General features: G+C 43.9%; 8 protein-coding genes. 5 read left to right on the top strand and 3 right to left on the bottom strand.

Annotated features, from left to right (window positions below; translation table 11 throughout):
* The 3 genes from JO943_RS11265 to JO943_RS11255 form a co-directional block, all read left to right on the top strand.
* Positions 1-6241, top strand: a 6241-nt coding sequence (locus JO943_RS11265) for a BapA/Bap/LapF family large adhesin (RefSeq protein ID WP_202740801.1), incomplete at its 5' end; no start/stop codon positions are given.
* A 116-nt stretch (positions 6242-6357) separates the two neighbouring features.
* Positions 6358-8022: a poly alpha-glucosyltransferase gene (locus tag JO943_RS11260; protein WP_202740800.1), complete on the top strand. Its 1665-nt coding sequence runs from the start codon at positions 6358-6360 to the stop codon at positions 8020-8022.
* 19 nt (positions 8023-8041) lie between these two features.
* Entirely contained in the window at positions 8042-9769 is a 1728-nt protein-coding gene (locus tag JO943_RS11255; protein WP_202740799.1) for a CapA family protein, read from the top strand.
* Here the strand turns inward: JO943_RS11255 and JO943_RS11250 are convergent.
* Positions 9766-10494, bottom strand: a complete 729-nt coding sequence (locus tag JO943_RS11250; protein ID WP_032870245.1) for a metalloprotease — start codon at positions 10492-10494, stop codon at positions 9766-9768. The two genes, JO943_RS11255 and JO943_RS11250, sit on opposite strands and share 4 nt — an antisense overlap.
* A 91-nt stretch (positions 10495-10585) precedes the next feature.
* Here JO943_RS11250 and JO943_RS11245 point away from each other — a divergent pair, with 91 nt between their 5' ends.
* Complete coding sequence (locus JO943_RS11245; RefSeq protein ID WP_005231903.1) at positions 10586-10903, top strand: MGMT family protein; 318 nt, start codon at positions 10586-10588, stop codon at positions 10901-10903.
* A 97-nt stretch (positions 10904-11000) separates the two neighbouring features.
* Positions 11001-11513 (top strand): hypothetical protein, encoded by a 513-nt coding sequence (locus JO943_RS11240; protein WP_032874675.1) that lies wholly within the window; start codon positions 11001-11003, stop codon positions 11511-11513.
* 63 nt (positions 11514-11576) lie between these two features.
* On the opposite strand, the gene JO943_RS11235 is transcribed toward JO943_RS11240, so the two are convergent.
* Together JO943_RS11235 and JO943_RS11230 are read right to left on the bottom strand one after the other, a co-directional pair.
* Positions 11577-12014, bottom strand: coding sequence for a universal stress protein (locus JO943_RS11235; RefSeq protein ID WP_005231901.1), 438 nt, complete (start codon positions 12012-12014; stop codon positions 11577-11579).
* A gap of 234 nt (positions 12015-12248) precedes the next feature.
* Positions 12249-12869 carry a CatB-related O-acetyltransferase gene (locus JO943_RS11230; protein ID WP_202740798.1) on the bottom strand — a complete coding sequence of 207 codons (621 nt, stop codon included), beginning with the start codon at positions 12867-12869 and terminating at the stop codon, positions 12249-12251.
* Between the last annotated feature and the right edge of the window lie 23 nt (positions 12870-12892).

Raw genomic sequence — 12892 nt, 5'->3', positions numbered from 1 at the left:
CTTCACCGATGCAGCCGGTAACAGCAGCAGCGTGACTGACACCCAAGTCTATAACGTGGATGTGACTGCACCGAATGCCCCAGAGATTGATCCAGTCAATGGTACCGATCCAATCACCGGTACAGCAGAACCAGGTTCAACCGTGACTGTGACCTTCCCGGATGGCAGCACAGTTGATGTGGTGACTGATCCGGTAACAGGCGAATGGACTGTACCAAACCCAGGCGGTCTGGTGGATGGTGATACCATCACTGCGATTGCCACCGACCCTGCAGGCAACCCGTCTGTACCAGGTACAGAACCTGTGGATCTTACTCCGCCAGATACCACTGGTGCGACACTGAATATTGATGCTGTTACAGCAGACAACGTTCTTAACGCAACAGAATCAGCTGGTACAGTGACCATCACAGGGACCTTAACCGGTATCCCTGCAGATGCAGCCACCACAGTGGTGACTTTAGTCATCAATGGCGTGACATACACTGCAACTGTAGATGCAGCAGCGGGTACATGGACTGCAGATGTAGCAGGTAGTGACCTGTTGGCGGATATAGACAAGACCATTGCGGCTACAGCCACCTTCACCGATGCGGTAGGTAACAGTAGCAACATCATCGATACTCAAGTCTATACCGTGGATATTACTCCACCAGATAGTGCGACAACGACAGTCACGATTGATCCGATTACAGGTGACAATATTGTTGACTCAATTGAAGCAGGATTGAACCAGACCATTAGCGGTACGGTCACTGGAGAGTTTACGGTTGGTGATGCAGTCATCGTCAATGTAAATGGTGTGGATATTAACACCACAGTTCAAGCAGGCGGTGTATGGAGTATCTCCGTAGCCGGTGCAGAGCTGGTTGCAGATGCTGATAAAGTGATTAATGTCACTGTGAAGGCGACAGATGCAGCAGGTAACGTCGGTAATGTCACTGGTGATGTCACTTATACGGTGAACACCGGTACCTTAATCGCTTATGACAACATTGGACATGCAGTGCTTAGCCCACAACCGGCATTGGTACAAGATGATGTGAGCTTGGGTAGTACCTCATACCTATTGTTAACTTCATTGGCAGGCATTGATCTTCAACTTGGTGGTAACTCAATCGGTTTTGATGTACAGACTGGGCATGAGGGTACAGTGACCTTCCAATACAGTGGCTTAATTGATGCTGCATTGTTGTCAGACTATAAATTAGTGGTACAAAAATTTAATACCACAACCAATCAGTGGGAATCTATCCACGGCGATAGCGATGCTTCATTGCTTAGCTTGCACTTACTCGGTCTTGGCATCGGTAATGTTCCGGGTGTCGTACTTGAAGGTTTAGAAGCGGGTCAATACCGCGGCTTCCTGACTTACGATGGCTTATTAGGTGTTGGTGTACTTGGTACCTTGTCTGCGACGATGGATGACTATGATCTATCGATCCCTGGCGGATACGAAGTCGGTAATGCCGAAGGTAACGTGATCCTTGATCCAGATCCAACTGGACAAGTCGATCAAATTACATCGACCACGATTGTTTCTTCGGTGAATGGTCATGCGATTGATGCCGATGGTGAAAGCTTCGATGGTCAATATGGAACGATTACCTTCCATCAAGATGGTAGTTATACCTATGTTCCGTTCGCGAATGGCTCGGGTGTGGGTCAAACAGATCAATTCACTTATACCTTAACCGATCCGGTCACAGGTGCGACCACACAAGCCAATCTGAATATTGTGTTTGATTCAATCCGTGCTGCGGACAACTTGGTAGAAGTGGAAATCAATCCACAATACCAATTGGTGGGCACAGAAACAGATTCAGCATTCTATGGTGTCTTGTTGAATGTCGGAAATCTGGTCGACTTGCAATTGCTGACTGTGGATACTGTTGATTTCAATGTCGCTGCTGGACAAGAAGGTGTTGCAACCTTTAGCTTCAACAGTCTGATTGGCGCATCGGCACTCGGTAACTACAATGTTGTATTGCAAAAATACAATGAAGTGACCGGTCAATGGGAAGCGGTGAATGGTACAGGTGACCGTTCATTACTGAATCTGACCTTATTAGGTAACACACCAACCGCGCAAATTGCAGGCTTGACCGAAGGCGAATATAGAGCATTCTTGTCCTTCAATGGTCTGGTCGGTGGTGCAGTCGGTGTTACCCTGAACGGTGAGGTTGATCTCTACAACCCTGCGGTGATTACTGGCTACGATGTTGTTGCAGCACACGGTAACCTGATCTCTGATCCAAATACCAATGGTGCAATTGACATTGCTACACCAAACAGTGTCATCAGTGAAATTAACGGTGTTGCCATCACTGGCTCTCCAACTACGGTGCCAGGAGCTCATGGTACCTTGGTGATCTATCCAAATGGTGACTACACCTATACACCAAATCCTGACAGTGCTGGTTTAGGACAGGTCGATGAATTTACCTATACCTTACGTGATCCGGCATCAGGTACCACTTCACAAGCGACCTTCTATGTTCACCTCGATAGTAAAGTTGTCGATATGAACTGGAACCCAGCGGATCCATCAGAACCTGCAACCGTAACCATTATTGCAGCAGACGATGCCGTGAATGCTGGAATTAGTGCGCAACCGCATCTTATTGAAGATGACCGTGCACTGGGCAGCGCAACTTACCTTGCATTGCTATCGTTGGCAGGTATCAACCTCCAAGCACCTTTACCATTCGTGAACAGCACAGTGAACTTCAATGTGGCTGCGGGTGAGCAAGGTACGGCAACCTTCAAATACAGTAGTCTGATTAATGAAGGCGCATTGGGCGATTACCAGCTTGTTGTACAGAAATTCAACACGGTCACAAACCGTTGGGAATCAATTACCGGTAGCAGTGAAGCATCTTTACTTAACCTCAGCGTGTTAGGTATCGGCTTGAATGCAACACCGGGTGTGGTTCTTGAAGGTCTGGAAGAAGGACAATACCGTGCCTTCATGACCTATAACGGTCTATACGGTAAGAGTATCCTGGGCACATTGACGGGTACCATGGATGTCTTTGATCCAACACAAGTGGATTACACAGGTGTTGCAGTAGAAGGCAACGTGATTACTGGTCTAGGTGTGGGTACCAATGCCGACTCAGTCACAGGCTATACCGTGGTTGGTTCTGTAACGTTCAACGGGGTAACAACCACAGTTGATCTCACCAATGGTGCAACCATTGTCGGTCAATACGGAACACTGCAAATATTTGCAAATGGCGATTATATCTATACACCGAATAATACCAATGCAAATCTAGGTCTGGTGGATCACTTCACTTATACCTTGTCAGATCCTTTGGGTGGCAATACCTCAAGTGCAAGTCTGGACTTCACCATTGGCAACAGTACGCCAGTGATTGCAGTTGATGACCTTGCAGTTGCCGAGATTAATCCGGAATATCTGCAAATTGGTAACGATGTTGCAGCTGGTAGTTACTTATATCTAGCGTTATTAAGCTTAACCGAGAACTTTGACTTCCAGTTGGGTGGACAAGGTGTTGGCTTTACCTTAACCGACAACACCCTAAACGATGTGACATTCAATTACAGTGCATTAATCGACGCAAGCCTGCTTGCTGACTATGTACTCGTGGTTCAGAAATTTGATACTGCGACCAATCAATGGGTAGCCGTACATGGTACAGGGGAAGCTGATTTACTGAGCCTTGCAGCCTTTGGTGGTAATTCAGTGACATTAGAGGGTCTGGGTGCAGGTCAGTACAGAGCCTTCATGACCTATGCGGGTAGCGGTATCGGTGTCAGCTTGCTGGGTACGCTTTCTGTTCAGAAAGATGTATTTGATGCAACCAACATCACCGGTTACAGCGTAGAAGCTGCAGAAGGTAATGTGATCCATGACATTGGTCTCAATGGACATGCAGATACTGCATCTGGTTTCAGTAGCATCACCAGCGTTGAATTCAATGGTGTTGCACATGCAGTGAATGCGACGGGTGTCACAACCATTGTCGGTGACTACGGTACATTGTCGATTTACGCCAATGGTAATTACAGCTATCAACCAACTGCCAATGCAAGTGGTGTGGGCCAAGTCGATCAATTTACCTATACCTTGACGGACGGGGTGAATTCATCGCAAGCCACCTTGTACTTCCATATTGACAGCGATGCGGTCGATATGACCTGGAATCCGGCGGATCCGTCACAACCGGCTGATATCGTGGCTACACCTGTAGATGCGATTGATGATGTGGTGTCTGCGGGTATCGATGTTGTTCCACAAGGTCAGTTGGGTGTTGCCGTCGGTTCAGCAAGTTATCTGTTACTGGTGGGTGTGTCTGAGAACCTCAACCTTTCATTACTGGGTACACCAAGTGTGAAATTTAATATTGCAGCTGGACATGGTGCGGACGTGACCTTCTCTTACGCACCAACAGTTTCACTGTCTTTATTCAATGACTACAAGGTGGTTCTGCAAGAAAAAGCAGCAGATGGTACTTGGCATAACATTGATGGTGGTTCAAGCACTGGATTGCTTAATATCGGTCTGTTAGGTAGTGGTGGTATTGGTGTAACAGTACCTGATCTAGGTCAGGGCGAATACCGCGCCTTCATGGTCTACACCGGTGTGGGCGTCGGTATCTTGGGTACCATGAGTGTAGTGAAAGATGACTTCGACTATACCGTTGCACCAACCAATACTGCGATTGAGGCTGAAGGCAATGTGTTAACAGGTGATTCAATTACCTTGACCACACAGGTTTCAACAGTGACTTCAGAAGTTGCTGGGGCGCCAACTGAAACCATCGGAACCAATACAACCATCGTTGGGGCTTATGGTACCTTGGTGATCTCTGCCAACGGCGAGTACACCTATACGCCAAATACCACTGATTTAAGTGCGGTGGGTAAAGTTGATACCTTTACCTATACCATCCGTGACGTGTTGACCGGTGCGACCGATACGGCGCAATTGCATATTCAAGTCGGTTCACCTGATGCAACTGTGGTTTGGGATACAGTCAACCCTGGCAATGATGGTGTGGTTCAATTCACAGCCAATGCAGACAATGCAGTGGCAACAATAGACTTCTCGAATAGCAGAGATGCAGCTGTTGATGTCGATAGTCCGAATATTACGGTCAATCTCATTGGTTCAACTTCGGTGACTTCAAATAGCTTTACGGTAGCGGCCGGAACAGTGGCCAATATTGATCTGGCGGCAGTTTATACGGCTCAACCACTTGCGAGTTTGTTGCCAACAGTCAGTTACGTGATTCAACGCAGTAACGATGGTGGAGTGACCTGGACCAATACTATCTACACTGGTTCACAAACTGCCTTGGGTAGTGTTGCAACAATTCAGGCGGGCAGTGTGGCCTTCCAGGACAATGTCGATTATCTGGCAGCGGGTCTGTATCGTGTTCAATACACTTTACAAGGCGTATCTCTAGGCGCAACTACCTTGGATACAAGTGTCACCACAACCACAATTCATCTGAATCAATACAGCTCTGAATGGATCAACGGTAACGTGTTACTCGGAGATGATATTGGTGGGGTTGCGGATACAGGTCTTCCAACACATGAAGGTTATAAACTTCAGGTGTGGGATAGCGTCGCTGGATCTTATGTCGATGCGATTGGACAAAGTATCAATACCGGTAACGGTATCCTGATCATGCAGGCCAATGGTACCTATGAATACCGTCCAAATGATGTCAATGTGACTACACATTTAACATCGGCGGATAGCATTGACTACAAGATCATTTCTGCAACAGGTGTCGAGTCAACTTCTACCTTGAATATTGATTTGACCCATACGGATTACAACCTGCTTTATACCAGTACAACTGCCAATGATACCTTCACCACAGGTACTGGATCAGATACCTTGATCTTCCAAATCCTGAATGGTAGTGCGGCATCAGCGGGTAATGGTGCAAATACAGGCGGTAATGGTGTTGATCACTGGACAGACTTTGTTGTTGGCAACACCAATACTGGTGCAGCGAACTACAATGATCAGGCAGACAAGATCGATATCCAGCATCTGTTGGATGGTGATCAAAATGCACTGAATATTGGCGAGTACCTCCGTGTAACCACAAGTGGTGGTAATACAACGATTGAAATCGATCGTAATGGTGATCCTGGTATCCTTGGTAGCAGTACGTATACACCATTGTTGGTACTTGAAGGGGTGACAACAGATCTGAATACGCTGTTAAATAACAACCAGATCATTTACTAATCCTAAAGCTTTAGCATAAAAAGAGAACCTTCGGGTTCTCTTTTTTCATTTTGAGAAGATCATAAAAAATTGTGCTATCTTGTTTAAAACGCTTAAAAATTCTAACAACTGAAGACATGACGATTACGACGATTTCAGCACTTGAACAACTCAAACATCAACTCAGTGCTTACTTTGAAAAGATTCAGCAACATCTGGGTTTCACCCATACGGTTATTTTCTTGTCTTATGGCGAAAGAACCCAACGTTGCCAGGTCTGGAATACTGCATTGACTGAGTTACAATCTGCGCAACAGGCGTTGTTTACTTTTCTGGATAAACAATTCAACGAGCAGGGACAACTGGCAGAATTGTTAAAATTTGATCTGGCCTATAACATCCAGCCAAAGCACTGGCAGCAAATTGAACAAGACTTAAAATGCCAATTTCATAATAATCATTATCGCAAAGGCATCAGTTTTGATCAACACTTCCAGACCTGTTTTTTGGAACAGGAACTTTATGGCAAGGCCATCATCCGTGGCTTGAGTTATGACACGCCCAACTTTTTTGATGAAGATAACCTGAATACCAGTATTTCAAAGAAATATCCGCATCAAGAGAGTCCGCTCAAGCTCAGTGAAATCCAGCAGGTCTGGAGCTTTGATAGTCATGCCATATTTTATGAACATGGCCAACTCTTTCCTTTACACAGCCAATTTACTGAACATGGAATTCGCTATTTAACAGATGACAAAAAACAGCATTTCATGCAGATGATTGAGGCCAACGCCCAGTTTCTTGAACAGCAGATTCAGGCGGATGGACGTTTTATCTATGGTTTTTTTCCAGCCTATGACCGTGACATCCGTAGCTATAACACGGTGCGGCATTGTACTTCGACCTATGCCTTGATTGAGACATTGTCACTTTTCCCACAACAGCACAGAATCGCAAAAATCCAGACAGCCATTGAATATGCCTTAAAACATTTCTATATCGAAAAGCAAAGTGGTCTGGCTTATATGTTAGATGGCGCAGATCTCAGCCAACTGAATGAAATCAAGCTGGGTGCCAATGCCGCTGCAATTCTGATGTTGAGTAAATATCAGGAAATGACAGGGGATGATCATTATCTGAAGTTTGCCCAAGCCTTGGCCAATGGTATTTTGTCGATGGTCAATGCTGCAGGCGAAACCGTACATGTCCTGCACTACCCAGACTATAGCGTGAAAGAAAAGTTTCGCATTATTTATTATGACGGTGAAGCGGCCTTGGCTTTGTTACGACTTTATCAGCTACAGGCTGATGAAAAGCTGCTAAGCACGGTCAAGCGCATGTTTGAACGCTTTATCGAACAAAAATATGATCGTTATCATGACCATTGGCTGAGTTACTGTAGCAATGAGCTCACCAAAATTTGTCCAGAGGAAAAATATTTTCAATTTGGGATCAACAATTATCGCAGGCATCTGGTGTTTATCCGCAATCGTAAAACCGCCTATGCCACTTTGCTGGAAATGATGATGGCGGCTTATCAAATGCTGTGCCGGATTCGGGATTTGGGTTTGCATGAGCTATTTGTACAGGCTCAGTTTGATGATTTAAAAAAGCTGATCGAGTTTCGTAGCGATTTTCAGCGCACCGGATTTTTCTATCCCGAAGTGGCCATGTATATGGCCTGTCCTGAAAAGTGTCTGAATGCCTTTTATGTCCGGCATGACCGCTTCCGTGTCCGTATTGATGATCAGGAACATAATCTTTCCGGTTATGTGGCCTATGTTCAGCATTTTGAAAACTGAAACATTGAGGATAAAACCCATGCGCTCTCCTCAAGAAATCAAGATCATCAGTCGAATTGGCAATGAAAATTATCAGCATCCGCTCTGGCAGACTAAAATCGCAGGCGACTGTAGTGACTGGATTTTAGTTTATCTGGCTTTGCAAGCTATTGTTGCAGGTCAGGTGCAACTTGAGCAGAAGATAGTAATCGAGCAGCCGTTTGAACAGCACCATCAACAGGGACAGTTGCTGAAACAGGGGGCTTCTGTTTTGGTGCTATTGCAATATTGGAGTTTTACCCAAAGGCTTGAGCACAAGCAGGCACTTGGTTGTGCTTTGTTTGGCGATTGGCAGCAGGCTCAAATCCAGATGGTGCAGACTGCCCGGCAATTTGGATTGCAACTGCCTGATCCAGACCGTCATGTACAGAATACCCTGCAAAATTTATCAGGTCTTGCCCAAGCCATCTTTAACGTGCCTGTATCCTTATTGCATACGGTATTTGTCAAAACATTCAAGCTTGCAGGGCAGCAGATTGCACCATTCAGCGCTGTATTAAGCTGTTGCCAGCTCGATGCTGTCCTGATTCTCTCAAATCAGCAGCAACATTATTATTTTTCTTATCGCCATGAAAATCAGAGTCTAGGCATTTTTTATCTCTTGGATAATTTGCATCGGATTGACCATCTGCTGCCGTATTATCACTATTTTGAACCTGCTTTATTGCCTGCCAAACAGATTCAGGCCAAACGTGAATGGATCAATATCATTGGCGATACCTATTTCGGTGAGTTTTATACCCATAAAAGAAAAAACAAGGGCATAGACGATGCGCTACAACGTTATGGCTATGCGCATTCTTTTGAGAAGATCAAACCGTTTTTCCATGAAGATGAGATCAATATTGCCAATTTTGAAGCCGTATTCAACCTTGATCAAGATTCGCCGCTTAATGATAAAAAAGCCTTTATTCTGGGAGCACAGCCTGAACCGACTCTGGCCGAGTTTAAGCACGTGCATTTGAATACGCTATGTCTCGCCAATAATCATTTAAAAGACTATGGTACTCCAAGCCTTGTACATACTTTAGCGTTGTTAGATCAAGCTGAGATTAATTTTATCGGGGCAGGGGCTGATCAACAGCAGGCGCATCAGTGCCTGCAAATTCATGCTGAACAGCAAACAGTTGCGATTTTTAATGGCTATTGGCATCGGCAGACGGCTTATCAAGCGCATGACTTTTATGCATTGGGGCAGAGTGCAGGTGTGGCGAGTATCAATGCCATTCTATTTGAACAAATCATGCAGTATCGACAGCAATATCCACAGCATAAAATTATTGTGATTTGTCATTGGGGCATCGATTTTAAAAGCACGCATCCTGAACAGGAACAGCTTGCACAGGTGTTAACCCGGATCGGTGCTGATCTGGTGATTGGTCATGGTGCGCATACTCTGCAGCCAATGCAGTATATTCAGCATAAACCGGTCATATTCGGAATTGGCAATGGCGTATTTAATAGCAATGGCGAGTTTGAAAAATATCAGGCTTTGCCGTACGGACTGGTGGTTCGAATCAATTTAAAGGCGCAAAGCGTACAGCTTTATCCAATCTTCACGGATAATTTACACAGCTTTTGGCAGCCTTATCCTGTAAATGAAGCACAATTCAAGCAAGCACAGGCTTTTTTAACCGGTCAACTCAATTCGGTAGATTACAGGTTGGGACAAGATCATTTGGGTCGTTATATCCAGCTAAAATTTTAAGGATAACGTTTGTAATTCTCGAGCATGATACTGAGCTGTTCTTGGGTGAAGCCGAGATTACGTAAGCCACCGCTACCGAGTTTACAGTCATAACTGGTCATAATATTGGTTGGTGTGGCTTTGGTGGCTTTCGGGGCACAGACATGGCTTAAGCCAAAAGCATGGCCCATCTCGTGTACACTGGCGGCCTGAATCTGGTAATTTAGGCGTTCCCAGTCAATTAAAATAAAAGGCTGACCCTGGTTTCTAAAGCCCCAACTGGTCACATCGGCATATTTGAGTTTATCGCCGTAGGAATCATAAATAAAAAACAGCACTTCCTTGCTTTTGCGACGAGGAAAGCAGGTTTTTACTGCACCAGGAATATTATCGGCAATCAAGGCTCTGGGCTGATTGAGTTGATTGGCCAGATCACATTTTCGTTTACTAAAGTCTTGATAAGAATAGTAGCGATGGAATTTGAACTTAAAGATTTTTTGATTATTTTCATCGACAAAATACTGGTTCAGGATGCCCAGCTCTTTATACATTTGCTTTTTGCTATCAAAGGCTTGGGCTTCAGGACGATTGGTGGTAAAAATAAAACTGACATTGACTACAGGCAAGTCATCTGAAGCACCTGCGTGATATTTATAAGGTGTGATTTTTACAGGTGATTTTTGTGTGGTACAGGATGCACTAAAGACCAGACAGCATACTGTCAGTGCTGTGAATTTTAACCGCATTGTTGTTCTCTCAAGTCGTAGCATTTTAATTATTGTGTCTAGCGTTTTCGCATGATTTTTATCATCTTAGCAGATTTTTATAGGTTGTATTGTGCAAGATACCAATGAACTACATCGACAAATCTTGGAAGTGATTGCGTTGATTCCATATGGCAAAGTGGCAAGTTATGGACAAGTTGCCAAGTTGGCGGGCTTGCCTAAACATGCGCGTTTAGTCGGTTATGTGCTCAAGCATTTAGACAAGCAAAGTGAAATCCCGTGGTATCGTGTTATTAATTCTCAAGGAAAAATCAGTGTAACTCGCATCAATCAGCGTGGTGAAAATGTTCAACAGATGTTATTAGAACAAGAGGGAATCTATTTATTAAATGGCAAGGTCAGTTTAAAAACCTTTGGCTGGCAGCCTTAAATAATCTCAGACTAAACCAGAATGAATATCTTGAAATTATTTTACAGTTTATTTACACTTCGATACATAAAATTACACTAGTGTTTTTGGTATTTAAATGAAAAAAATTTCTCTACTTTGTGGGGCTGTTGTTCTCAGTTTATCTGGTTGTGCCAGCATCATTTCGGGTAAAACCCAAACCATGACGTTCCAAAGTACGCCAGAGTTAAGTGATATTACAATTTTAAATCGTGATGGAAAAAAAATTCATGTGGGTAAAGCACCTGTTACGGTCAGTTTAAACCGCGGTGCCGGCTTCTTTGTTCCTGAAAGATATACGGTTATTTTTGAAAAAGAAGGCTATGAAAAGAAAGAAATTACCGTAAGTTCAAGTGTAAACGGCTGGTATGTCGGTAATATTCTATTCGGTGGTATTTTAGGATTACTCATTATCGATCCGGCAACTGGTGCGATGTATAGCCTAAATACCAAAGATACCAATGTTGTTTTAAATGATCTGAATAAAGAGAAACTTCAGGCTAAGGGCCAATCATTAACAATTGTATCGACCAATGAAATTTCGAATGATGTTTTAGAAAAAGCCAAACCTATTGAATTAAAAACTCAATAATTCAAAATAAAAAACATGGTAAACCTTTACCATGTTTTTTATCAATCCGGCAGTATTTACCTTCTAGCGAACAATCAATACTGGAATATGGCTTTCAGCCAAAACCTTTTGTGCCACGCTACCCAAGACAAACTGTTTAAAGCCTGTACGACCATGTGAACCCATCACGATCAGGTCAGCACCTAGGTTTTGCGCTGCGCCAATAATTTCCTGATGCACGGCAAAGCCTTCTAAGATTTGTGTGGCTACCGTCAGGCCATGCTCTTCAAATTTTTGCTCGGCTTTCGTTAAATTATCCTGAACATAACCTCGAACACGTTCAATCAAATCATTGCTTTGACCCATACGGATATAAGCATCTGCCAGATAAGGATCAAGTGCCATGACCTCAACCACAGTCACTTCACTGTCTAAGGCCTTCGCCAGTTGAGCTGCTTCACGGATGACATTCGCAGCAATTTCGGAGTCATCGATCGCCACTAAGATTTTTTGATAAGCCATGTTGTTACTCCTTATATTTATGATTTTGCATTGAATTGGGTCAATAAAATTTGCTTAATATATGAGCTGTGATTCTATTCTAGACCTATTGCGATGAGAATAAAACCTAGCATTTTTATAGGGATAGTTATTATTTATAGCAGTATGGTTAAGCTTGGATGTGTTTAAGAATAGATGAAATTTCCATAAAAATAAAAGGGGACTATCATTATGATTTATCTATAAAAAGTTAGATTAACTTTGCTCGAAATATTGGATAAGGGCTTCTACATCATCCGTCTGCAATTGTTCCCGCATGTTTAGAATCTGCTTTTCGTCTAAGTTATAAAGTTTAAGGGAAAGCAGTTTTTCAATGTCTTGTTCAGAAAAGCGATACTTAATGACTTTGGCTGGGACACCACCGACAATGGCATAAGGGGGAACATCCTGCGTGACCACAGCGCCTGTTGCCACCACAGCACCTTCACCCAGTTTCACCCCTTGCATGATCATGGCACGACTACCAATCCAGCAACCATCTGCAATCATGGTGTCACCTGCAGGCAGAAAGCTGCGTGTATCAAAAGGGAAGGTCGAAATCCAGTCAGGGCGGTGCAGTTGATTCCCACCCATCATAATCACGCATTCCGCGCCGAAACAGACAAAATTACCAATATAAAGTTGATCAATCGGTTTCTCGGGTGTGGACGGCTTATCATGTAGATAACGCACCACACAACGTTCAAAGCCCTGATCCCAATACGCAGAATAATAAGAATAATTGCCCTTGATATGGATGTTGGGGTTTTTCACCGTCTTAGAAATAAACTCGAACTCACACCAGTGTTTAACAGGAGAGTTGATTAATTGATCCATATCTTAACAATAACTACGAGAGG

It is taken from the genome of Acinetobacter sp. 'aerobic (ED)' (genome assembly GCF_904886855.1).
Taxonomy (GTDB): Bacteria; Pseudomonadota; Gammaproteobacteria; order Pseudomonadales; family Moraxellaceae; genus Acinetobacter; species Acinetobacter courvalinii.
This window is presented reverse-complemented; position numbering and strand designations above follow the sequence as displayed.

Bases quoted from the DNA above. Each gene is read 5' to 3' on its own strand.
- JO943_RS11260 (WP_202740800.1), top strand. From the start codon at position 6,358: ATGACGATTACGACGATTTCAGCACTTGAACAACTCAAACATCAACTC.
- JO943_RS11255 (WP_202740799.1), top strand. From the start codon at position 8,042: ATGCGCTCTCCTCAAGAAATCAAGATCATCAGTCGAATTGGCAATGAA.
- JO943_RS11250 (WP_032870245.1), bottom strand. From the start codon at position 10,494: ATGCGGTTAAAATTCACAGCACTGACAGTATGCTGTCTGGTCTTTAGT.
- JO943_RS11240 (WP_032874675.1), top strand. From the start codon at position 11,001: ATGAAAAAAATTTCTCTACTTTGTGGGGCTGTTGTTCTCAGTTTATCT.
- JO943_RS11235 (WP_005231901.1), bottom strand. From the start codon at position 12,014: ATGGCTTATCAAAAAATCTTAGTGGCGATCGATGACTCCGAAATTGCT.
- JO943_RS11230 (WP_202740798.1), bottom strand. From the start codon at position 12,869: ATGGATCAATTAATCAACTCTCCTGTTAAACACTGGTGTGAGTTCGAG.